The 23,883-nt window shown below is 41.8% G+C and carries 22 protein-coding genes; 18 read left to right on the forward strand and 4 right to left on the reverse strand.

Features of this window, described 5'->3' with window-relative positions; genetic code table 11:
- The first annotated feature begins 224 nt into the window (after positions 1–224).
- Together FJX03_00220 and FJX03_00225 are read left to right on the forward strand one after the other, a co-directional pair.
- A complete protein-coding gene (locus FJX03_00220) occupies positions 225–1,025 on the forward strand; it encodes a hypothetical protein (GenBank protein MBM3632123.1) in 801 nt (266 codons plus the stop codon).
- A 252-nt stretch (positions 1,026–1,277) separates the two neighbouring features.
- Entirely contained in the window at positions 1,278–1,808 is a 531-nt protein-coding gene (locus tag FJX03_00225; GenBank protein MBM3632124.1) for a glycine zipper 2TM domain-containing protein, read from the forward strand.
- A gap of 47 nt (positions 1,809–1,855) precedes the next feature.
- Here FJX03_00225 and FJX03_00230 read toward each other — a convergent pair whose 3' ends face one another.
- Complete coding sequence (locus FJX03_00230) at positions 1,856–2,722, reverse strand: MinD/ParA family protein (GenBank protein ID MBM3632125.1); 867 nt, start codon at positions 2,720–2,722, stop codon at positions 1,856–1,858.
- 233 nt (positions 2,723–2,955) lie between these two features.
- Between FJX03_00230 and FJX03_00235 the strand changes: the two genes are divergently transcribed.
- On the forward strand, positions 2,956–3,735 hold the full coding sequence (locus FJX03_00235) for a hypothetical protein (protein MBM3632126.1): 780 nt from the start codon (positions 2,956–2,958) through the stop codon (positions 3,733–3,735).
- Positions 3,736–3,788: 53 nt separating this feature from the next.
- On the opposite strand, the gene sfsA is transcribed toward FJX03_00235, so the two are convergent.
- Positions 3,789–4,490 (reverse strand): DNA/RNA nuclease SfsA, encoded by a 702-nt coding sequence (gene sfsA / locus FJX03_00240; protein ID MBM3632127.1) that lies wholly within the window; start codon positions 4,488–4,490, stop codon positions 3,789–3,791.
- Positions 4,491–4,558: 68 nt separating this feature from the next.
- On the opposite strand from sfsA, the gene FJX03_00245 reads away from it, so the two are divergent.
- Positions 4,559–5,293, forward strand: a complete 735-nt coding sequence (locus tag FJX03_00245; GenBank protein MBM3632128.1) for a competence/damage-inducible protein A — start codon at positions 4,559–4,561, stop codon at positions 5,291–5,293.
- A gap of 124 nt (positions 5,294–5,417) precedes the next feature.
- On the opposite strand, the gene FJX03_00250 is transcribed toward FJX03_00245, so the two are convergent.
- Positions 5,418–5,753, reverse strand: a complete 336-nt coding sequence (locus tag FJX03_00250) for an NADH:ubiquinone oxidoreductase subunit NDUFA12 (protein MBM3632129.1) — start codon at positions 5,751–5,753, stop codon at positions 5,418–5,420.
- Positions 5,754–5,977: 224 nt separating this feature from the next.
- Between FJX03_00250 and FJX03_00255 the strand changes: the two genes are divergently transcribed.
- From FJX03_00255 to ftsW, 9 genes are all read left to right on the forward strand, one after another.
- Positions 5,978–6,466 carry a division/cell wall cluster transcriptional repressor MraZ gene (locus tag FJX03_00255; protein MBM3632130.1) on the forward strand — a complete coding sequence of 163 codons (489 nt, stop codon included), beginning with the start codon at positions 5,978–5,980 and terminating at the stop codon, positions 6,464–6,466.
- Positions 6,463–7,449: a 16S rRNA (cytosine(1402)-N(4))-methyltransferase RsmH gene (gene rsmH / locus FJX03_00260; protein MBM3632131.1), complete on the forward strand. Its 987-nt coding sequence runs from the start codon at positions 6,463–6,465 to the stop codon at positions 7,447–7,449. Before FJX03_00255 ends, rsmH begins: the two co-directional genes overlap by 4 nt.
- Complete coding sequence (locus tag FJX03_00265; protein MBM3632132.1) at positions 7,449–7,814, forward strand: hypothetical protein; 366 nt, start codon at positions 7,449–7,451, stop codon at positions 7,812–7,814. Before rsmH ends, FJX03_00265 begins: the two co-directional genes overlap by 1 nt.
- A 9-nt stretch (positions 7,815–7,823) precedes the next feature.
- Positions 7,824–9,581 (forward strand): penicillin-binding protein 2, encoded by a 1,758-nt coding sequence (locus FJX03_00270; GenBank protein MBM3632133.1) that lies wholly within the window; start codon positions 7,824–7,826, stop codon positions 9,579–9,581.
- Entirely contained in the window at positions 9,568–11,073 is a 1,506-nt protein-coding gene (locus FJX03_00275; GenBank protein MBM3632134.1) for a UDP-N-acetylmuramoyl-L-alanyl-D-glutamate--2,6-diaminopimelate ligase, read from the forward strand. The genes FJX03_00270 and FJX03_00275 overlap by 14 nt, the downstream gene beginning before the upstream one ends.
- On the forward strand, positions 11,073–12,494 hold the full coding sequence (gene murF, locus FJX03_00280; GenBank protein ID MBM3632135.1) for a UDP-N-acetylmuramoyl-tripeptide--D-alanyl-D-alanine ligase: 1,422 nt from the start codon (positions 11,073–11,075) through the stop codon (positions 12,492–12,494). Before FJX03_00275 ends, murF begins: the two co-directional genes overlap by 1 nt.
- Before the next feature lie 21 nt (positions 12,495–12,515).
- Positions 12,516–13,604 (forward strand): phospho-N-acetylmuramoyl-pentapeptide-transferase, encoded by a 1,089-nt coding sequence (locus tag FJX03_00285; protein ID MBM3632136.1) that lies wholly within the window; start codon positions 12,516–12,518, stop codon positions 13,602–13,604.
- Between the two features lie 80 nt (positions 13,605–13,684).
- Entirely contained in the window at positions 13,685–15,037 is a 1,353-nt protein-coding gene (locus tag FJX03_00290) for a UDP-N-acetylmuramoyl-L-alanine--D-glutamate ligase (GenBank protein ID MBM3632137.1), read from the forward strand.
- Positions 15,038–15,058: 21 nt separating this feature from the next.
- Complete coding sequence (ftsW, locus tag FJX03_00295; protein ID MBM3632138.1) at positions 15,059–16,312, forward strand: putative lipid II flippase FtsW; 1,254 nt, start codon at positions 15,059–15,061, stop codon at positions 16,310–16,312.
- A gap of 1,089 nt (positions 16,313–17,401) precedes the next feature.
- On the opposite strand, the gene FJX03_00300 is transcribed toward ftsW, so the two are convergent.
- Positions 17,402–18,289 (reverse strand): hypothetical protein, encoded by an 888-nt coding sequence (locus tag FJX03_00300; GenBank protein MBM3632139.1) that lies wholly within the window; start codon positions 18,287–18,289, stop codon positions 17,402–17,404.
- A 170-nt stretch (positions 18,290–18,459) separates the two neighbouring features.
- Here FJX03_00300 and murG point away from each other — a divergent pair, with 170 nt between their 5' ends.
- The 5 genes from murG to FJX03_00325 all read left to right on the forward strand — a co-directional run bounded on the left by murG (position 18,460) and on the right by FJX03_00325 (position 23,865).
- Complete coding sequence (murG, locus tag FJX03_00305) at positions 18,460–19,554, forward strand: undecaprenyldiphospho-muramoylpentapeptide beta-N-acetylglucosaminyltransferase (GenBank protein MBM3632140.1); 1,095 nt, start codon at positions 18,460–18,462, stop codon at positions 19,552–19,554.
- Between the two features lie 36 nt (positions 19,555–19,590).
- Positions 19,591–21,069 (forward strand): UDP-N-acetylmuramate--L-alanine ligase, encoded by a 1,479-nt coding sequence (locus FJX03_00310; GenBank protein MBM3632141.1) that lies wholly within the window; start codon positions 19,591–19,593, stop codon positions 21,067–21,069.
- Complete coding sequence (murB, locus tag FJX03_00315) at positions 21,066–21,971, forward strand: UDP-N-acetylmuramate dehydrogenase (protein MBM3632142.1); 906 nt, start codon at positions 21,066–21,068, stop codon at positions 21,969–21,971. The genes FJX03_00310 and murB overlap by 4 nt, the downstream gene beginning before the upstream one ends.
- Before the next feature lie 104 nt (positions 21,972–22,075).
- Positions 22,076–23,002 (forward strand): D-alanine--D-alanine ligase, encoded by a 927-nt coding sequence (locus tag FJX03_00320; protein MBM3632143.1) that lies wholly within the window; start codon positions 22,076–22,078, stop codon positions 23,000–23,002.
- Positions 22,990–23,865 (forward strand): FtsQ-type POTRA domain-containing protein, encoded by an 876-nt coding sequence (locus FJX03_00325; protein MBM3632144.1) that lies wholly within the window; start codon positions 22,990–22,992, stop codon positions 23,863–23,865. The genes FJX03_00320 and FJX03_00325 overlap by 13 nt, the downstream gene beginning before the upstream one ends.
- Positions 23,866–23,883: the final 18 nt, after the last annotated feature.

Raw genomic sequence — 23,883 nt, forward strand, 5'->3', positions numbered from 1 at the left:
TCTGTAGTTTATTACATCATTCCTTTGCATTTTTCAATATATTTGCTTGATTGTCATGAGTTGTTATCAGTAATTTATAATATTATTTGCCATAAAATAGTATTATATTTTTATTTTAAAATAATCTTATAAATATTTATTGTAATTTTAATTTTCATTACTACATATAACTTACAAATAAAAATAAATAAACTTTTTATAATATAAAACGTTGGAGATGTAGAATGAAGAAGTATTTAGTGTTAATTAGTATTTTTGCAGCAATGCAATCCTCAAAAGCTATGGAGGAAATTCTTGAGGGGAATGATATTCAGGGCCAAATACGCAATAATCACCATTATGGATTGGGAGAACAGTCTGAATCCTTTAAAAGTATCTATCTTGAGCCTTCTTTAACTCCCGAAGAATTGTCATCGCAAATTAAAGAATATATAAGGCTTCATACGGAATGGGTAAATAAAAAGGCGGCTGAGGCCACTCAACAGCCAGAAGCCCCAAAGTCCCCAATAGCCCCACGAATTATTCCTAATGTTATAAATAATGACGATGATGACGGTATTGCTGCTGACATACCCTATATTCCTTACATTTCTTCTCGTGTAGATCCCAATTATGATGATGACGACGGTATTGCTGCTGACATACCCTATATTCCTTACGTTTCTTCTCGTGTAGATCCTGATTACGATGATACCGATTCGTTACAAATGCCGAGTCTCAATGCATCAAACTCTGGGGAAAAACATTTTGTGAAGGCTGAGAGTAAAGTGGTTATTCCAGTAGCTGCGCCTCAAGCAATCGTGCCAGCGCCTATAAGCTTAGAAGTGATTTACCAAGATGCTTGTGGTCACATGCCTCTCCTCCTTGAGGCTCATAACACAAAATTTCCAAATAATAAAATTACACCTCTTAACATAGATGAATTGAATAATATGAAAACTGTTGCAACGCTCTTAGCGGAAAAAATGAGTATACCATTTGAGCTCGCTTACGAAGCTGTAGATAAAATCAGCAATCCAGACTAAAAAAACTTTTTAAAAGTGATTGTTGTCATAAAAAAGCTACTCCAATAGGGGTAGCTTTTTTGTGTAAAGACTCACCAAATATTCCTTAAAACAGAAAACAACCTACATTTTAAAATTATCCTCTCTTGCTTTCTTACAGATTTTATTAAAAAAAGAAGTGTTTCTCAGTAGTTTAGTTTGCTATATAATGCGCGTGTATGATGTGAATTATCACACAAAATATTTCTACTTAATTAAACTTGGGATAAAATTATGAAAAAACAACTTTTAAATTCTGCAACAACATCTTTGATCATTTCTTCCGTGATTGTGAGCGGTCTTGCCGTATCCGGATGTGCGCCACGAATTGGTGCTAACAACATTTCTGTTCAAGGTGTTGGAGAAATGAGTGAAACCCTACGTGGTGTCATCATTGCTGCTCGCCCGGTCACAATCTCCGCTTCCAGACAAGATATGGATAATCAGCCTGGCACAGGTGCTGGCTTAGGTGCTGTTGGGGGTGGTGTTTTAGGTTCCCAGATTGGCGGTGGCAGAGGTAGGGTTCTTGCTGCTTTGGGTGGGGCAGCTTTGGGGGGCGTTGCGGGTCACATGATTGGTCAAAAATTGACAGATCAAGAAGGTATGGAATATCAAATTAAACTGGATCGGGGGGACATTGTAACTATGCGCCAAGGTGCTGACCCTGTCATGCGTGCTGGACAAAGAGTTATGGTCATTAATAGCAGTAAGGATGTTTTGAATCACGGTGGTGGTAACAGTCGCGTTATCCCTGATAATTACTAAATCTTTTTGAGGTAGCTTGGAAATTTATCCTAAGCTACCTCTTTGACTTAATTTTTCACTTTATTTTGATTTATCCGAACTAACTCAAGGGCTATTTTTTTGATGTCTTGAGCTACTCTGCTATTGGGATGAGTTGTGCTTGTTAAGGCTTTTTGAAGAATGCTGTCGGGAACGCAGGGATCCCGATGAATGATTCCAACAAGAGAGGGTGTTGTTTTCAGAAAATGCTTACAGGCTTGTAATAGCGTGGTGTAAGTTTGTTTGCCGTGCGCATCTGAGTCAGCTTTATTTACGACAATATGAATAGGTAAGTCAGGATTGCGCTGATTCGAGACCTTTATAAACGCAAAGGCGTCAGACATTGACATAGGCTCATCTGTAACGATGACGAGACACTGCTGAGCAAATGTTGAAAACTCTTGAATAATCTGATCGAGACCTGCGCTTAAGTCCATAATCATATGATCATATTTTGGAGAAATAACCGTTAGAGAGTCCTTCAATTTTAGAATTCCCGCTTTAGAGACGCTCGTAAATGCCCCTTCAACAGCTTTCCCAGCTATAATATCTAGATGATTGTGAAAATCTTCAGTTGGCTTATAGTTCAAAATGGCATCTTCGAATGAACATTTTCGCTTTAATACACTGCCAATGTCCCATTCTGGCTTAAGCCCCAATTGAATATCGACATTTGACAATCCAAGATCTCCGTCAAAAAGTAATACCCGTTTGCTTTGACCGCCTAGAGCATGTGCAAGATTAATGGAAAACCACGTTTTACCAACGCCCCCTTTTCCAGAAGCAATGAGTGTGGCATTTGTGAGTCGTTCGCAATCCATATGCATTAAGTCCACCTTATCGTTTTTTCCAAATAAACTGCTATGAGATAGCCTAGTTTTCTTAGGATAGGACATTTCTCTCAACAAAAAGTTAATGACAGATTTTTTAGTCAATAACGGGAGACATGTAAAAATACGTAAGGATTCGTAATCTTGGGTTTATTCTTCCTTCGGTAGAATGGTGCAATGATTATATACGCAGTTCGTAAAGGCAATCTATATGAGTCCCCCTTTACATGCCGGGCATTCATTCATACACTTATAAATATATTGTTTTAGTAAAATTTTAATTTAATAGGGGTGAATGTATGAATCGCAAATTAAATCTTCTTTTTTTGATCTTGTTAGTTTGTCCCCTCTTAACGGGAAAAACGTCTGCAGATTCCTCATCTGAAGGGTCGTCATCTCAAATACATTGTCCCTCTATATATTATGTGGGCATGGTGGGGGGTATAGAAAGACTGACGGGTCGACGGACAGAAGGTTTAACAGAAACGGTAGCAGGGGGAAAAGTTACAACAAGCTATAGCTTGAACCGAAGAATTCTTGAGAATAGTGGCACAGTATCATTTATGGGAGGCATGATGTGGCGGTTAAATCCTTTGCCCATCTACATGGGACCCGAATTTTATGTAGGTCGAGGAAGTGCCTTGTCGAGCCTCGTTGACACGCGTCCAGACTCTACGACGACAAACAGTCGAGTCTATTCAACTGATTTTCAGAGAAAATTGTTTTTTGGGGGACAACTGCGCACAGGCTTTTTCTTTTGCAAAAATTATCTAGCCTCTTTTTCATTTGGTATTGATCGAAGTTTTTTTCTAACCAAACGTGTTTTAGCCTTTGATGCAAGGGCAGCTGTATCACCGACTCTGGTGAATCGAACCAAGGGGTTTAATGGCCTTTTGTTCGGTCTTGGCCTTGAAAAACACTGGAATCATTTTCTTGTAGGACTAGATGTGAAACTTATTCGATTTCGCAGTCAAACAAATGATGTTTCTCTGCCTATAGCCACATCACCAGCAGTTTCAAATTTTACTGTGCGCCCTGTTCTTTATTCAATAGGGTTACGTATGGGGTACAAGTTTTAGAGGTATTTGAAAAGGTTTCAAGAATACTTTCAGTATATAAAATATCAGAAATCTTATTTCATGATGATGGGAACGGATTTATGAAGAAAAATACCTGATTGATTCACGTTACAGACATAGGCATACGCTTCTACCCCGTGCGTGAATGCATTGGCAGCGCACGCTGCATAGATGGGATCAATATCTGCGGCAAAAGAGAAATGGCTACAGTCGTCGCGTTGAATGATATAAAGCATGACCGCACGAGCACCTAGAGCTGCTATATCTTCTAGTTCTCTTAAATGTTTGGCTCCTCGGGTTGTGACAGAATCTGGAAATTCAGCTCCGTTCTCTCGCTTTAAGTGAACATTTTTAACTTCTACATAACAAGGGGGTTTTTCTGGGCTGCTGAGGAGAATATCGATACGGGAATTATTTCCATATTTTACCTCTCTTTTAAGAGTGTCATACCCTGTAAGCTCAGTAATTTTCTCGGCAAGAATGGCTTCTTCTGCAATTTTGTTGGGTAGACTCGTATTGACCCCTACCATTGTATTGTCCATTTCTACAATCTGCCAATCATAACTAAGTTGACGATTTGGAGACGGATTATAAGATGCCCATACACGTAAACCGGGCGTCGTTCCCCCTAATAGCGCACCCGGGTTGGCGCAGTGAGCGGTAACAATTTCACCAGAATCTAGTGATATATCTGCTAAAAACCGTTTATATCTCTTGATGAGATGGCCCGGTAGGGGGGGGTTAGGAAAGTGCATTATGATTGTCATCCGAATAAAAAGTATGGTATTTCCATAACAAATAACGGACTTTGGGGCAAGATATCATGACAACGACTGCAGCTATTTTGGTTATTGGAAATGAGATTTTGTCGGGCCGTACCCAGGACGCAAATATTCAATATTTAGCCAAACGCTTAGGTGATATCGGCATTCGTTTGAATCAAGCGCGCGTCATTCCAGATGGAAGGTCGCAGATTATTTCTTCTGTTCGCGAATTGGCGTCATCCCATACGTATGTTTTTACGACCGGGGGAATTGGTTATACCCACGATGATATTACGGCCGCAAGTCTTGCTGAAGCATTTCATGTGTCTCTTGAGGAAAACCCTCGTGCATTGTCTCTTTTGCGTGACTATTATGGTGAATTTTTGAATGATGCACGGCGGCGTATGGCATTAATTCCCATCGGGGCAACCTTAATTGACAATCCCATTAGTAAAGCACCTGCTTTTCAGATAGAGAATGTCTTTGTTCTTGCAGGTGTGCCAAGTGTCATGCAAGGGATGTTCGAAAGTTTAATCGGACGCTTAACGGGGGGTAAGCCCATTCAATTTGCAACAGTGAATTGTTCATTCTCAGAAGGAGTTATCGCTGATGAGTTGGCACTTTTGCAAGGTCGGTATCCAGAAGTTGAAATTGGAAGCTACCCTTACTTTAAATTGGGGAAATTGGGTGTCAGTCTAGTGATGCGAGGCATTGATGTCGATTCAATTCAAAAAGCGACTCAGGATGTTTGTAAGATGATACAATCTTTAGGGGGAGATCCAATTATTGAATAATTGAAGTAAAAATGAGCCCTCACTCTGACTTCTTTATTTTTTATGATTTTTAGCGGCAATTTGATAGTTAAGAAAATTTATATTTGTAAAAGTAATATTTAAAAAAGTTTTATTGTCTGCGGGGTTATTTCGGAATCCACGGCTCATAAATTTTTCTTACCTCTAGTCCTTTCAAGCCTTTTGGTTTGTGCGCTTGGGCGGTTCCCGTCAGGTTGGGAAGATGTTCTTTTTGCCAAGGATAAGGAGTATAAGATTGAGAAGGAATTTCCGTTGTAAAGTGTAACCATCCATGCCATTGAGATGGGATTTTCGTCGCTTCGGCAGTTCCTTTGTACATAACCCAGCGGCGCGGTTTTTCGTAGCGCATTTTTCTTTTGTCTTCATAGTATCTGTTTCCTTGGGCATCTTCGCCAACCTTGCGACCGTACAGCCAAGTTCTAAAAAAAATAGATATACTCATTGAAATGCTCCTTGATCATTTATATTTATTCTATCTTGTTTTCGAGTTGAGAGCGAGGGGAAGATTGCATTTGATAACCATCTGAATGTTAACAACTTTTAAAAGGAAAGATTTTTAATACAATATTGTTAAAATAATTTTAAATAAATCAATGCGTTTTTGCAAAATCCCATTGACTCCCATGTCATCCCATGGTATCCCATAAGAGAGGGGTTTGTGATCACATGGCGCTATTTTTATCTACATTTGTAAATAAGATCGATAAAAAGGGAAGAGTATCTGTGCCAGCATCTTTCCGGACATCCCTAATTCCCAGTCAAACTAACCCACAAAATGATCCTTCTTTTTCAGGAATTGTAGTGTTTAGATCTTTAAAACATCCGGCATTAGAGGGATGTGGTGTGGATCGCATGCAACGCCTTAGCAACAGTATTGATCGTCTGGATTTATTTTCTGATGCTCAAGATGATCTGGTATCTGCAATTTTTGCAGACTCGCATCTTTTGTCTTTCGACAGTGAAGGGCGAGTCAGCATCCCAGAGGATTTTTTAAAATTTGCGAATTTAACGGATCAAGTTGCTTTTGTTGGTAGGGGAGCAACTTTTCAATTATGGTCTCCAACTGTTTTCCAAAAAATACAAGATGATGCCCGAGATCGTTTAAAGAGAGAAGGCCCGGGTGTGCGTTTGACTTTAGAGGAAAAAGCATCATGAGCCATATTCCCGTTCTCTTACCTGAAATGTTAGAAGCTCTTTGCCCTCAAAAAAATGAAATTTATGTGGACGCCACTTTTGGTGGCGGTGGTTACAGTCGGGCCATATTGGCGGCGGCTAATTGTCGCGTTGTCGCTTTGGATCGAGATCCTGCGGCAATACAACGGGCCCAGGAAATGAAAAAGGAATACCCTGATCGTTTCCAAATTTTAGAAGGAACCTTCAGTCAATTAAAGGAATTGTTGAACAGCATTGGGCTGTCAAAGGTTGATGGCTTTGTCTTTGATTTAGGTGTTTCTTCCGATCAGATAGATACGGCCGAACGGGGTTTTTCATTCCGATTTGATGGCCCATTAGATATGCGAATGTCCAATGAGGGTATCAGTGCAGCAGATGTTGTAAACACGTATTCCGAGCAGGAATTGGCGGACATAATTTATCGTTATGGTGAAGAAAAAAAATCACGAGCCATTGCGCGAAAAATTGTCGCCATGCGTCAAGAAGAGCCTATTCGGACAACAAATCAGTTAGTTGCCATAGTGAAGTCAGTTGTTAAGGGGAAAAAAGATGGGCAAAATCCAGCAACTTTAACATTTCAAGCCTTGCGTATTTATGTAAATAATGAGTTAATTGAGATAGATGCAGGTTTGAAAATTGCTGAAGAATGTTTGATGTCGGGCGGCCGTTTGGTCGTTGTTACGTTCCATTCCTTAGAAGACCGATTGGTTAAACAATTTTTAAAAACGCGTCAAAGTAGGGGCAGTAAACACAGCAATCAAAATTCTCGATACGTACCTGATTTGGTTGATAGTAAAACAGCTGCAGGAACTTTTGTGCAAGGTAACGGTGTGAGTGCAAAAGGTGTTGTGGCGAGTGAGGAAGAAGTCCGCTTGAATCCGCGGGCACGGTCTGCCCGCTTACGTACGGCGATTCGCTTTGTGCCTTTGAATTCCCCCCTTAATCAAAATAAAGGGGACGAATAATGCGGCGTCCGACTTTACTTTTTGTTGCCATAACAGCAGGTGTAGGATTGGGTCTTTTCCAGTTGAAATATCAAGTAATGAATCTCGAGAAAGACCATAATCGAATTCGCAAAACAATTCGCGAAACAAATGAATCAATTCATGTCTTAAAGGCAGAATGGGCCTATTTAAATGATCCCCGCCGACTACAAGATTTATGTGAGCGACATTTAACAATATCGCCTATTAAAGGATCTCAATTGGTTTCCTTGCAGGAAGTTACTGGCGCAGATTCAGTGGGTATAGCTGGTTATGATCGTGGGGCTATGGATCAATTGGTTGAAGCCCTTGTTTCTGATGCAACTTTGGTAGCCTTAAATGACTAGGGGGCGTGCATGAAACATTTCATGGCCGAACCTTTACGTGTCTTGTCAAAGCACTTAGGACTCTGGCACCAAGTTATGAGAGATCGTAACGTCCTCGAAACAGCAAAAAATCGATCATTAGTTGCAGGAGCCGCCTTTTGTGTGGTTTTTTTACTTATATTTGTCAGATTAGCAGATGTTATGGTGATCCGCTCACTTTGGATATCTCCGGAAAGTGATACCCCCCGACTTGGTGTCGCTGCTGCAACGGCAGGAGCGCGCGCTGACATTTTAGATCGGAATGGGGAAATCTTAGCAACGCATTTAGTTACCGCTTCCGTTTATGCAAATCCTAAGGTTATTATCAATGCAGAAGAAGCCGCAGCCAAATTATCTGGCCTTATTCCAGAACTTGACTATAAGAGTGTTTTAAGAAAACTTTCTTCTGGTAGAAAAGGCTTTGTTTGGGTTGTCCGCCATATTCCCCCTAAACTTCAGCAGTCCATTAATCAACTTGGGATTCCGGGAATTTATTTGCAACGGGATGAGAGACGTGTTTACCCCTATGGAGCTCTTGTATCTCACGTTCTTGGATATTGCGGTATTGACAACAATGGACTTGCAGGAATTGAAAAGTATTTTGATGGCCGCTTGACGGGCACTCAAGATCCAATGATGTTATCGATAGATATGCGTGTTCAACATATTGTCCACGATGAGCTTTCTAAGGCAGTCCATGAGTTTGAAGCTGAAGGCGGCAGCGCGATGGTTATGGAAATTAAGACAGGTGAAATTCTTTCAATGGTTTCATTGCCTGATTATGATCCAAATTTGCCGAATCAAAATCAAATTGGAGCCAATTTTAACCGCAATACTTTGGGAACTTACGAGTCCGGCTCAATATTTAAAATATTTAATACGGCCATCGCTCTTGAAACAGGAACGGCTTCTTTAAAAAGTCTTTATGATGCAACATTGCCCATTCGTGTGGGTCGTTTTCAAATTACAGATTTTAAAGGTAAAAAGCGCGTTCTAGATGTCCGGGAAGTCTTTATCCATTCTTCGAATATTGGTTCCGCTAAAATGGCCTTACAATTTGGCGGCGCCGTTCAAAAACAATATTTAGATAGATTTGGTTTATTAAAGGCGCCGACTCTAGAACTTCCAGAAATTGGATCTCCTCTTGTGCCAAAAATATGGCGCCCTGTCACAACAATGACTGTAGCTTATGGGTATGGGATTACGGCAAGCCCCTTGCAATCTATGGTTGCGGTGGCTGGAATTGTTAACGATGGGTGGCTGAGACCGGCAACCCTCTTGAAAAGAGATCCTGCATCTATGCCTGAGCCAATACGTATTGTGTCTTCACAGACGTCCCGCACCTTACGAGACCTCATGCGTATGGTTGTCACAGAAGGAACAGCAAAAACGGCAAATGTGCCAGGCTATGAGGTTATGGGAAAGACTGGATCAGCTCATAAAATGGCTGGGCGTGGGTATGCGGACAAGGCAAAGTTGACTTCCTTTATTGGGGTCTTCCCAAAAAGTGATCCACAGTATATTGTCTTATTGTTTTTGGATAATCCAAAACCAACAATAAAAACCCATGGTTATGCAACTGGGGGATGGAATGCGGCTCCAACTGGGGGGCGCATAATCGCCCGAATGGCACCATTATTGGGCGTTGTCCCAGTTATGGATGGAGAGGCAGGAGAGACGATGGCACCTCAAATGAATTTAACACCCGTAAATCACGTTCAGGAAGATGATATTCATGATACTGAATGACCTTGTGCACCATATCGGGCAAGGCGTGATTGATAAACAGTTCCTAAATATTGGCACTCTTCCCTTTACAGGACTATCTCAAGATTCGCGTCTCGTCAAAAAGGGAGATGTATTTGTCGTTATTCCTTGTGATCAAGCCAAAACCCATGTTTTGGATGCAGTAAAAGCGGGGGCAATAGCCCTAATTGCGGAATCAGATGTTGCTGAGGCAATGCAAGGTAAAGTGCCTGTACCCATTTTGAGTGTGACTTCATCACGCAAGGCTTTAACTCAAGCTGCTTCCTTACTATATCCTAAGCAGCCTGAAGTCATTGTGGCAGTTACGGGTACAAATGGAAAAAGTTCAGTAGTGACTTTCGTGCGCCAAATATGGCAAAAGTTGGGATTCTCTGCTGTGAGTTTAGGAACTTTGGGAGTTGATCTTTCTTATCAAGCCAAATTGAAGAGTGATCTTGTTTCGACAAAATTAACCACTCCAGATGCATTATCTCTTCATCAAAATCTCGATTCACTTGCTCAATCTAACATTACTCACTGTGTATTTGAAGCTTCGAGTCATGGACTGGATCAATACAGACTTCATGACGTTAAATTATCTGCAGCTGCTTTTACGAATTTAAGCCAAGATCACTTAGATTATCATGAGACGATGGAAGCTTATTTTGAAGCAAAAGCAAAATTATTCATGGATGTTTTACCCCCAGATAAAATGGCCATTCTCAATATGGATTCCCCCTATTTTTCATCGTTAAAAGCCATGATTTTAGGGCGGGGACAGAAAATCCTCAGTTATGGAGTGGAGCAACCTGCTGATTTAAGGGCGCAGAATATACACCTTACCTCAGATCAAATCCGATTTGATTTAACAATTCAAGACAAAACTTGGGCTGGGCTTACCTTAAATTTGGTTGGCGCTTTCCAAGTTGAAAATGTTCTGTGCGCAGTTGGTTTGGTTCTTGCTTGTGGGGCGCCGGCTTCAAAAATTGTTGAAGCTCTGCCTTACTTATGTAGTGCGCCCGGCCGAATGGAATTGGTAGGAAAGACTTACCAGGGTAGTTCTATATTCATTGACTATGCCCATACACCAGATGCTTTGAGTCGAGCTTTAGAGGCATTACGTAAGCATGTAGCCAATGACGGTCGATTAAAAGTTGTTTTTGGTTGTGGTGGGAATCGCGATGCAAGTAAACGAGCTTTGATGGGTGAGATTGCGCAAAAATTAGCAGATGACATATATGTTACAGACGATAACCCGCGTGATGAAGATCCTGCCTTTATTCGAGCGCAGATTTTGGTGAATTGTCCTCGTGCGCAAGAAATTGGAGATCGTCGCCAAGCTATGCGAACGGCTATGCATACAATGCAACCACACGACGTTTTGTTGATTGCTGGTAAGGGGCATGAACAAGGTCAAATTATTGGCGATAGAATTATTCCTTTTGATGACCGCACAGAAGTTCAAGCTATTTTAAAAGAAGGATTAAAGGTCTAATGGGTTCGCGAGGTATAGAGCTCTGGACAAATCAGGAAATTGCCCTGGCGCTTTCTCTTCCCAATGAACCTTTGATGTGGAGTGCGACCGGTCTCTCAATTGATACGCGCACTCTAAAGCCCGGGGATATTTATTTAGCCATTAAGGGAGATGCTCATGATGGCCATCAATTTGTGAATCAAGCTTTTGAAAAAGGTGCTGTTGCAGCAATTGTAGATCATAAGATTAATGCAAGTGCCAATGCTCCCCAGATTATTGTTTCAGATACTTTAAAAGCCCTCACTCTCTTGGGGGCATTTGCGAGGCAACGGACCCGTGCAACGATCGTTGCTGTGACGGGAAGCGTTGGAAAAACGAGCACAAAAGAACTTTTACGGCATGTCTTGCAAAGTGAAGGGAAAACATTTGCCTCTCCCGCCAGCTATAACAATCATTGGGGTGTTCCGCTCAGTTTGGCGACAATGCCACGGGATAGTCAGTATGGAATATTTGAAATTGGGATGAATCATCCGGGGGAAATTGCTCCGCTTGCCTCTCTTGTTTGCCCGCATATTGGTGTTATTACAGCTATCACTGATGCTCATATAGGATATATGCAATCACGTCAGATTATAGCACAAGAAAAAGCAGACATTTTTTCGGCAGCTACGGCTCCAAATTTAGCAATTATCAATTTGGATGTTCCTGAATTCGATATTATCTTCGATCGAATTAGTCAATATGGGACGTCTCAACTTGTGGGGTTTGGCAAATCAGAAAAAGCCACAGTTCGTCTGGTGGATTACTTTCCGGATGCTACAGGATTAAAAGGGATTGTGACCGCGAAAATGGGGGGACAACAGGTTACATATACGCTGCCTCAGGCTGGAGAGCATGTGGCCATGAACAGTTTGATAGCGCTTGCCATAGGAGAGGCTTTAGGGTTAGATCAGAGTCAGCTCATTCAACGATTGGAGACACTTCCTCTTATACAAGGAAGGGGTGAATATCACTCCATTACCATTCCGGGTGGTGAGTTTTTGCTAATAGATGATGCTTATAATGCAAATTTAGCCTCAATGCAGGCGGGGTTATCGGTGCTCGCAAAAATTCCTGTTTTCTCCCAAGGGCGCCGTCTGGTTGTTTTGGGCGAGATGTTGGAGCTTGGAGATCAAGCCGAAGATCAACATCAGAAGTTGATGAGTACAGTTTTATCTCATCCGATTGATTTGGTTTTTGCATCCGGCGGGCCAATTATTGAAGCGGCCTTTAAGGAATATATTCCCCCTGAAAAGGCTGGGGGGTATGCATCAAATTCGGAAAAGTTAGCCGATATTGTGATCAAGGCTGTGCAACCTGGAGACATCCTTTTTGTAAAAGGGTCAAAAGGAAGTCGGGTGAGCAAAATCGTTGATAGACTCATTTTACAAAAAAATCTCTAAGCAGAGGCTGGGGGCTAAAGTATGCTATATTATTTTCTATTTCCCCACGCTGGAGAAATTGGTTTTTTTAACCTTTTTAGGTATTTAACATTTCGTACCGGCGGGGCAATTTTAACAGCCTTAATCATAAGTTTTTGGTTGGGTCAGCCCGTTATTAACTGGTTAAAAAGTAAGCAAGGTAAAGGTCAACCCATAAGGGAGGACGGACCTGAAACTCACTTGGTTACGAAAAAGGGAACGCCAACGATGGGGGGAAGCCTGATTTTGTTGGCTTTGACTTTAAGTACACTCTTATGGGCTGATCTATCCAATGCGTATGTATGGATTGTTTTAGCTGTAACTCTCGGTTTCGGGGTGTTGGGGGCGCGAGATGACTATTTAAAGCTTACACGACAGAGTAGTAAGGGATTATCCGCTCAACGAAAGATACTGGGCCAACTTCTTATTTCTGGCATTGCAACTTATTTTATTGTTCAGCTGTCCAATGAGAGTTTGGCAGGGGCTGTTGCCGTTCCCATTTTTAAAGATTATTTAATTCATTTGGGTTTATTTTTCTATGTTTTTTCAATGTTTGTGATGGTGGGAGCTTCTAATGCTGTGAATTTAACCGATGGATTAGATGGCCTCGCCATTGTGCCTGTCATGATTGCAATGGCTTGCTTCTGTTTAATATCCTACCTTGTCGGCAATGCTTTTTTTGCTAATTATTTGCAGTTGCACTATGTGCCTCATGCGGGAGAAATAGCCGTTTTTGGGGGAGGGCTAATTGGTTCTGGCCTTGGATTCTTATGGTTTAATGCGCCCCCAGCGAAGGTTTTTATGGGAGATACGGGGTCACTTGCTGCGGGAGGGTCTCTGGGAGTTATCAGTGTTATTACTAAGCATGAGCTGGTCTTGACGATTATCGGTGGATTGTTTGTTATTGAAGCCGTATCTGTTATATTGCAAGTTGGTTATTATAAATTAACAAAAAAGCGGATTTTCTTGATGGCTCCTATCCATCATCACTTTGAAAAGAAAGGTTGGCCAGAACCAACTGTTGTGGTGAGATTTTGGATCATTGCTAGCATCCTAGCCCTCATTGGTTTGTCGACATTGAAATTGCGGTAAAAGCACGATCAGAATTTTTTTCTGACAATGCGAAAGCGCCATTTTCTGTCATTAATGAAATACTTTGGAGAAAGTAGTTTGTGGTTGTGAGTACTTGGTTTCCTGTCGCCGGTAAGACATACGTCGTATTGGGTTTAGCTCGTTCGGGTCTTTCAGCGGTAAAATGGTTGAAAGCAAGGGGTGCTATTGCCCTTGTTACAGATGATGATTCGACCAAAGTAGCCGAAGCCGTAGCATTAGGGGGCGAAGCTCTCGCCACACCTATTCCCTGGGGTGAAGTATCAGCGCTTGTTCAAAGTCCTGGTGTTCCGTTATGGAAACCAACACCTCACTCTATTACGGCAGAAGCTCGTACCCATAATATACCTATTATCGGCGATGGAGATTTGTTTCGGCTTGCCCATCCAAGCGCCACTTTTGTAGGCATTACGGGTACGAATGGCAAGTCGACAACAACGGCTTTAATTGGTCACGTTCTTAAAGAGTGTGGAGTAGATTGCCAAGTGGGTGGGAATATTGGAACACCAATGTTAGCCCTACCTGAGGCCCAAACTTATGTTCTTGAATTATCTTCATACCAACTCGATTTAAGTGACTCTCTAGATTTACATATAGCAGCGTGGTTGAATATCTCCCCAGATCATCTAGACCGTCATGGTTCTCTTGAAAATTACATTGAAGCCAAGAAGAAGTTGTTTAAAACAAGAGGGGACTCTCAAACCGCCATCATTGGGGTTGATGATGATTATTCTAAATCTGTATGGCGAGAGATTTCAGGTCTGATAAGTGTCACCCCAATCTCCATCAATCAATCCCTTGAAGGAGGCATTTATGTTGAAGATGGGTGGTTAGTGGACCGAGGTCAACAAGTGCTAGATCTTGAATCCCTTCCCACGCTGAAGGGGAGACATAATTTCCAAAATGTTGCCATTGCTTATGGGGTTTGTTGTGCATTAGGGCTTGAAAATTCTGAAATCAGCCAAGCCATTAAAACCTTTCCTGGTCTAGCTCACCGCCAAGAATTTGTTCGGACAATAAAGGGTATTGCCTTTGTAAACGATAGTAAAGGAACGAATGCTGATGCAACCGCTAAAGCTCTTGCGTCGTTTGATAGAATTTATTGGATTGCGGGGGGAAAAGCCAAGGAAGAAGGTATTGATTCTTTATCGCCCTATTTCCCAAAAATTGTGCATACATTCTTAATTGGTGATGCCCAAGATAGATTTGCAAACACGTTAGAGCATCAGGTGCCGTTTACGAAGTCGGGAACATTGGAGCAAGCTGTAGCGGATTCTTATCGCTTAGCTTTAAGTGATTCTTTTGAAAATTCAGTCATATTGTTGTCTCCCGCTTGCGCTAGTTTTGACCAATTTGAAGATTTTGAGCACAGAGGGAAAGTATTTTGTCAGCTCGTTCAGTCCTTGGAGGCTTAATGTATGTTTAAAAAAGCGCTTATGAGTCAAAATTTGGGGTGGAAACGTCGGCAAAAAGGGGTGAGTCAGTCCCCTGTTGAACCGAAAGATCTCACGGATATTCCTCTTCTAGCGGAAGCCTCTACCCTAAAGGCAAGGAAGTACACATTCTCAAGGCGCGACACGAGTATTTTGGGTCGGTGGTGGTGGACAGTTGATCGATGGAGCTTAGGAGCCGTAACCATATTGATGGGCATTGGAATTCTCTTAAGTTTTGCCGCAAGCCCGCCGGTGGCCGATCGCTTAAATCTGGGGGGTTTTTATTTCGTAAAGCGTCATGTTATTATGATTATTCCCACATTTTTTGTTCTCATTGGGACGTCACTTATGACTCCTCGGCAAACCCGTCGACTGGCAACACTTGTTTATTTAGTGGGGATAGGTCTTCTGGTATTTACGATCACTAATGGGATGGAAATTAAGGGAGCTCGGCGGTGGATCAATTTTGGAAACTTCTCTATTCAAGCTTCTGAATTTGTTAAACCAGCATTTTCTGTTTTGGTGGCCTGGATGCTGACAGAACGGTATCGTAATCCTAAATTTCCAGGAATGTTGATATCTTGTAGTTTACTTGGGCTTTTTGTCTTACTTCTTATGTTGCAACCGGATTTGGGAATGACCGTTGTAACCACCGCTTCCTGGATTGGTCAACTTTTCATCGCGGGTATGCCTTTGTTCTGGATGGGTCTTGTCGCTGCTTTGGGCGTTTTTGGATTAATCGGGGCTTATTTTTTCTTCCCTCACGTTGCCAGACGTATTGATCAATTTTTGGATCCCTCAACCGGTGATCCTAAGCACGATCTTTATCAAGTTCACCAGTCTTTAGAAGCCTTTATGAATGGAGGACTTTTGGGACGGGGTCCTGGGGAGGGGACGGTAAAAAAATATATTCCTGATGCTCATGCTGACTTCGTTTTTGCTGTAGCTGGAGAAGAATTTGGCCTTATATTTTGTACAATTATTGTTGGGTTGTTTGCTTTTATCGTGGCTCGTTGTTTCTTGAGAATCATGCACGAAAATAGCCTTTTTGTTGTGTTGGCTGTATGTGGTCTTATTATTCAATTTGGAAGTCAAGCTCTTGTTAACATGTCTTCGACATTACACATTATTCCAACCAAAGGAATGACGATGCCGTTCATTAGTTATGGGGGGTCATCTCTATTGGCACTCGCGATGTCGATGGGTATGGTCCTTGCCTTAACAAGACGGCGTCACGGGTCAGCTGAAAATTTATAAGTAAGGTTGCAATGACATCTTATCTTAACGCCTTGTTGTGGATTCGCCTCCAAACATTCTTCGAAGGCCTTTGGCCATTTCCTGCTCTGTCTCACGCGAAAAAATCGACGTACCTGATGATTGAGCCTGTGTGGACGCTGATGATTCACTGCTCCCTACTGGAGAAGGTGAGCTACTGGGTACTTGTTTTTCTTCATTTGAAGGTTGGGTTGAGGGTGAGGTAGTAGCAGTAGCAGTAGCAGCAGTAGCAGTAGCAGTAGCAGTAGCAGCAGTACTTTTAGGAGCCGTGGGAGAACTCTTCTTAAAAACATGGAGTTGCATCATCCCGCGAGTGAACTCAGTGATGCTTTTTATCTGATCCGGAGTGCTATTTGCATTTTGAGAGCTTCCTACCTGACCTGCTACTTCTGCATCGAGTCGAATCGTACGCGCTTCCAACATAGCAAACGCTTCCCTACTTTTACCCTCTTTCAATAATTTATGCATAAGGTCCTCTTCTTCTTTATTATATTTTTGGTCTAAGGGTACAAAAATAGTAAATATTTTTTCTGGGGTAAGGGGGCCTTCCAAAGAACAATTTTTCAAGGCTTCTATGATTTTTTGAGCTCTGTTAGGCCCATGATCTCGATTATAATCGGCACAATCATATTCATCGCCTTTAAAATTAGGTGGGACTTTTCGTCCCACAAAATAGTCATGTCCAAATTGAGAATTCGCAAATTCTTGTGCCGCTTGTTCAGTTGGGCGACTGTGGACATTTGTTATTAAATATGCGAGGCTTAATTGGGCTGCATTCGTTCCTGTTGCACTGTTCCAAAGGGCTAAAATAACATGTTCCTTTTTTAATCCGGCAATACTAATTTTGTTTGCATCTTCATTTTTATTGGTTTCAATTGCTAAAAAAGATTTTGTTAAAAATAGTGAAAATAATATTAAGAATATAGAAAGGCGTTTCATGATTTTTATCTCCTAAAGGTTATAACTTCATCTTTTAGTTACTAGCTATACTGATGGGCAAATTAGTTGCATTAAAGCTATGTTGCCGTAATTTTGCAGGAAATTTATAAGGCAGATGAAGTTACCTATTTTTTACCTGGGTCTAGAATTACTTCCATCAAACATACGTTGAAGCCCTGCTTTCATACTTTTTTCCGTCTCAGCTGAAAAGACAGGAGCATTTTCAGGTTCTCTCTGTGTTGATGAGGAGGATTTTGATGGCTTAGTGGGTTTTGTTTGAGACGGTAAATTATTGGATGCTGGACTTGCAGATGTTGTTGCTTTTGGTGTTGGCTCATTGTTCTCAGTATTAGTAGATGATGCTGATACTGCGTGTGTACGAAGACTATTCAGAACTGCTCCATTGCAAATTTGATCAATTTCTTCTTTTTTATCAGGGTCTGATACCACTATACTTTTCAATAAAGAAATTACCTCTGCATCTTGTCGAATTCTTCGTGTTTGGTACATTGCTAAAAATTCTTCCTGTTTACCGCTGTTCAGCAAGGTATTCATACGCTCTTTTTCAGCCTCATCCACTGCAGGATTCTCAGGAATGACAACAGCAAATATTCTTTTTTCAGTCAGGGGGCCTTCTAAAGAACATTTTCTCAAAGCATCTATAACTTGATGCGCTTTATTAGGTCCATGATCGCGGTTATAAACATAACCACAATAATTTTCCCCCTTAAAATCGGGTACTATTTTTCGACCAAAGAAGTATCCTCCACAATGCTCCCCATATGCGCGTGCATCCTCTATGGTTGGCAATCGCAAACTAGTCGTTAAGAGAAACTGTATATTATCTTTATGTTCTCTTTTTCCTGTAGCATTATTCCAAAGAGCCAGAATGACATGTTCACGTTTTAAACCGGCTATGCTAATTTCATCCGGATCTACAATTTTTGAATCTTCCATTCCCAAAAAAGATTTTGTTAGGAGGACAGAAAATAAAAGTAGGAATAAAGGAAGGCGTTTCATGATTTATCTCTCCAAAGAGTTGTGAGTTTCTCAATTTTAGCGATTTGTCTTACAACCCGTCAAGTTGTTTCAAAAATTCTCTATTTTAAAATAATTTATCTGCTCTCTTCCTTGACGCTATACGAATGCCTCCTTAAAATAAGAAACACAATGGTCATAGGGAATATTTCATGAGCAAAACAATCATTCTCTCCTCCGGCGGAACGGGGGGACATGTTTTTCCAGCTTTGAGTCTCTCAGAAGTTTTAAGCACACGGGGATACCAGGTCATTATTATGACGGATCATCGTGGCCATGTATTTCAAAAAGCTCCAGGCATTGGTCGTGTTATCTCCTTGCCAATTTGGCGGGGGCGAGAGGGGTCGCGCTTGAGTATCTTTATCCTTTTGACAAATCTGGTTCTGAGCTTTTTAGTGGCTTTAGGATATATGATTTTCCGCCGACCAGCTGCTGTTGTGGGATTTGGCGGATATCCTTCAATTCCAGCCATTCTCGCGGCGACGATTTTGCGAATTCCCACAGCTTTACATGAACAAAATGCTATATTGGGACGTGCCAATCGGCTTCTGGCACGGTTTGTCAGGCGGCTAGGAATTTCTTTTGAAAAGGTAAAATATTCTGAACCATTCCGCGATAAAGTTATTTACACAGGAAATCCGGTAAGAAAGTCTATTATTGCTATTCAAGATGAAATTTATAAACCCTCCGAAGCCCAAGAACCTTTTTGTTTGTTTATTTTGGGGGGGAGTCAAGGAGCCCGTATTTTTTCAACCGTCATTCCCAAGGCTTTACGCAATTTACCAGAAGAAATGCGTAAGCGGTTGACGGTATATCAACAATGTCGCAAAGAATTGGTTGAGCAAACAAAAGAAGCGTACCAGCAATTTGGTTTGAGTGTTCATGTCAGCTCCTTTTTTGATGATGTTGATCAGAAACTAAAAGAAGCGCATCTTGTCATTGGGCGGGCAGGGGCCTCCACAGTTGCAGAATTGATGGTAGCGGGGCGCCCGGCTATCCTAGTTCCTTATCCTTATGCTATGGATAATCATCAACAAGCCAATGCAATCAGCCTGAGTGAAAACCAAGCAGCGTGGGTCATTTTGGAACGGGACTTTATGCCTCAAAAGTTGCAAGAAATTCTTATGAAATCTATGAACAATGGAAATATTCTTAAAATTATGGCTAAAAATATGCATAACTTTAGTCAGCCGAATGCTGCGGAAAAGCTTGCGCAAATGGTAGAAAATTTGCTACCAAATAATTAGGTATTTTATCTTATATTAAAAGGCTGTTACTCTCTCATGCGCATTCCTCCCCATACGGTCAAAATTATTCATTTTATTGGCATTGGGGGTATCGGCATGAGCGGTATCGCTGAAGTTCTATTTAATTTGGGTTATGAGGTTCGCGGAAGTGATATTGCTGAAAATGCCAATATTCTTCGATTGCGACAAAAAGGTGTGGTGATCACCATTGGCCACGCGGCATCTAATGTTCAAGGGGCTCAAGTTGTCGTTGTTTCCTCAGACATTAAATCAGCAAATATTGAGCTGCAAGCAGCTCGGGATCAGAGAATTCCGGTCATTCGTCGTGCAGAAATGTTGGCGGAACTCATGCGTTTTAAGCTTTCGGTTGCCATCTCTGGCACGCACGGCAAAACCACAACAACTTCCTTAATGGCAGCTTTATTCGACGCAGCTCTTCTGGATGCAACAGTGGTGAACGGAGGCATTATTAATGCCTATCAAACCAATGCTCGTCTTGGAAAAGGGGAGTGGATTATTGTGGAGGCGGATGAATCAGATGGCAGCTTTACGCGATTGCCAGCCACAATTGCGGTTGTGACAAATATTGATCCAGAACATATGGATTTTTATGCCAGCTTCGATCATTTAAAGAAAGCTTTCGTAGACTTTGTGGAACGCATCCCTTTTTACGGATTGGGTATTATGTGTATTGATCATCCCGAAGTTCGAGCTATTCTTCCTCAATTATCTGACCGACGTATAATGACTTATGGCTTTAGTGAAGACGCAAATGTTCGCGCCGTCAATATGCGCCAAAGTCCGGAAGGAACCACGTTTGATGTGGAGATTGCTACGCCGGCAGCTTTGGCTCATCGCACCTTAGCAAAAGAAACTGTTTCTGTTCTTCCTCGTAAAATTAAAGATCTTTTCCTCCCAATGATGGGTCAGCATAATGTGCAGAATTCTTTGGCTGCTGTTGCCCTTGCTCAAGAATTGGGTCTCGAAGATGGGGTAATTATCAAAGCTTTTGCGGGCTTTGCGGGAGTGAAACGGCGATTTACAAAGATGGGTGTAGGGGCTGGTATTACGGTCATTGATGATTATGCTCATCATCCGGTCGAAATTAAAACAGTCTTGTCGGCAGCCCGTCAAGCAACGAAGGGGCGTATTATTGCTGTTGCGCAACCTCACCGTTATAGTCGCCTCCATCATTTTTTCTCAGACTTTGCGACCTGCTTTGAAGGTGTTGATGCTCTCATTATTGCGCCGGTTTATGGAGCAGGTGAAGCACCTATTGAAGGAGCAACAACTCCTCATTTAATTGAAGCCATTAAAGCCTCTACTGGGTATCAAGCTCATGAGTTGACCGATTCCCAAGATCTTGCTTCTTTAGCCTATTCTTTGTTCCCAGGTGGACCTCGAGATGGAGATATGATTTTGTGTTTAGGGGCAGGGAATATCACTCAATGGGCAGCTGCTCTTCCAGAACAGCTTGAGGGTTTGAAAAATTCTTTAAAATTGGCACAGCAATGACAAATTGGCAGGACCATCTCCCGACGGTTCGGGGGCGTTATTTGTTTGGCTCCCGATTAGCAGATCAAACTTGGTTTCGAGTGGGAGGGCCGGCAGATGTGATTTTTCGTCCTGCGGATGAAGCTGATCTTGCCGATTTTTTGGCTCACAAACCTGACGATGTTCCTGTTGCTATTGTAGGGGCTGGCTCAAACCTTTTGGTGCGACAGGGAGGAATTTCAGGTATCGTCATTCGTTTGGGGCGAGGATTTAATGAAATTCGTGTTGAAAATGATCTCGTTCACGTAGGGGCGGGGAGTTTTGATCGGACTGTTGCCTTAACATGTCGCAACAGTGGCCTAGGGAACCTGGAGTTTCTAGTTGGTATTCCGGGCACCATTGGAGGTGCTGTAACAATGAATGCGGGTGCATATGGTCAGGAAACGAAAGATATTCTTGTTTATGCACATGTTTTAGACCCCCAAGGGGGACGACATCGTTTAACACCGGACGATTTGCAAATGACCTATCGGCATACAAATCTTCCCGAAGGGTGGATTGTGACAGGAGCCGTTTTAAAAGGAAATCGAGATAAAGATGTTGCGCAGATTAGTGCGAATCTTGATGCCATTTTGAAGCAACGTGAGGCCACTCAACCGACTCGCGGGCGAACAGGCGGAAGCACTTTTAAAAACCCCCTTAATCAAAAAGCCTGGGAGTTGATTGATGCTGCAGGATGTCGTGGATTAAAGATTGGAGACGCTCAAGTTTCAGAAAAACACTGTAATTTTTTGTTAAATCTAGACCAAGCGACGGCAAATGATTTAGAATTGCTCGCAGAAGAGGTGAAACGCCGGGTTCAAGAAAATAGTGGCGTTTCTCTAGAATGGGAAATTGTAAGAATGGGACGCTCCTGTCCTTAAAAACTTAGAAAGATAAGTCCTGGAAAAAATGAGAATTCAGGTTGAGTGCACAACGATAGTTTTGAATTGTGTCATTTAATAATTTTATGACAAAGAGGCATGTAATGACAAAGAAGCGTGTGGCAGTATTGATGGGGGGATGGTCTTCGGAAAGGGAAGTTTCATTGAACTCAGGCAAACTTGTGGGCAATGCTTTGAGAGAGTTAGGCCATGACGTGATCGCCATTGATGTGACACGTGATTTGACTCAACTAACGACAGCTTTAACGCCCAAACCAGATATTGTTTTTAACGCTTTACACGGGGTGGGGGGAGAAGATGGTTCTGTCCAAGGTCTTCTTGAGATTTTAGGTGTGCCCTACACACACTCGGGTGTCGATGCTTCAGCAATTGCCATGAATAAAGTTTTATCACGTCGAGTTTTTGAGCAAGAAGGAATAGCAGTTCCTTCGTGGAAAGTATGTTTTAAGGCAGATATTGATGCGGCGCATCCGATGCCAATGCCCTATGTGATTAAACCCATCAATGAAGGATCTAGCCGGGGCGTTTATATTATTCGTTCAGAAGAAGATTTTAAAAAATTCCAAAAGGAATGGAGTTTTGGAGAAACCATTCTCGTTGAAAAATTTATTCAGGGGCGAGAAATTCAAGTTGGCATTATGGGAACTCGAGCGATCGGTGCCATTGAAATTCGACCCCGAGAAAGTTTCTATGATTATACGGCAAAATATACAGCAGGAAGAGCAGAACATCTTATGCCAGCTCCCTTGTCCTCAAGTGCATATGATAGAGTAATGAAATTGGGATTAAGGGCTCATCAAGTTTTAGGGTGTCGAAGTGTCTCTCGTTCAGACTTCATGTATGATGAAGCTCAAGATGAATTTTATTTGCTTGAATTAAATACCCAACCTGGTATGTCACCATTATCTTTACTTCCCGAAATTGTTGCTCATGAAGGGATTACCTTTAATGAACTAATATCCTGGATGCTGGATCAAGCTCAATGTGATCAAAAATTATGCGCGCATTAAAAGTGAAACCTTCCCGATCTCGTGCTCGAGGGCCTATACAAAAAAGAGGCTCCCCCTCCTGGCGGGTCGAAACAACCATGCGCCGTTTATGGTTCAATCCTTTGGCAAAAATTGCGATATTCTCATTTTTTGTACTTATCATTCCTATCGCTTTATGGTGGGCGGAATACCCGCAAAAATTTGGTAATTATATTTCTCATTCTATGGTTGCAGCATCCGGGAAAATGGGTTTTAGCGTTTCTGATGTTTTGGTAGAAGGTCGCAAAAATGCCCCCATCGAGAAAATTTTGAAAGTTGTCGATGTTCGTCGGGGAAATCCTTTATTATCCTATGATCCATACCAAATCAAAAAAGATTTAGAAGAATTATCTTGGATACGTCAAGCAACGGTGAAGCGCCAGTTGCCAGGCATTATCTTTATTCAATTAAGTGAGCGGCAGCCGGTTGCTTTATGGCAACATCAACAAAAACACTACTTGGTGGATGAGCAAGGTGTCATTATTAGCAGTGACAATCTTCAGGGATTTGACAAGTTACCCATCATTGTAGGAGGAGATGCGCCTGTTCATGCAACCCACGTTTTGCATTTATTAGAAAAATTTCCGGATATCCAAAAAAGAATGACGGCATTGGTGCGTGTAGGCGGACGGAGGTGGGATTTACACTTGGATCGTACGTTGCAAATTAAATTACCGGAAATAAAAGTGGAAGAAGCCCTCGTTAGATTATCTTTATTAATTAAGCAAAAAAAGGTTAATTCAAAAGAGGTTTCTGTCATAGATTTGCGTGTGAAAAATCAAATTGTCATGCGTTTATCACCCTCTGCAGCTGTGCGTTTAAAAGGTAGAGGCAAAGAAACCTAATTCAACAAGACAAACAAG

This window comes from Alphaproteobacteria bacterium (genome assembly GCA_016870095.1).
Taxonomy (GTDB): domain Bacteria; phylum Pseudomonadota; class Alphaproteobacteria; order Paracaedibacterales; family VGCI01; genus VGCI01.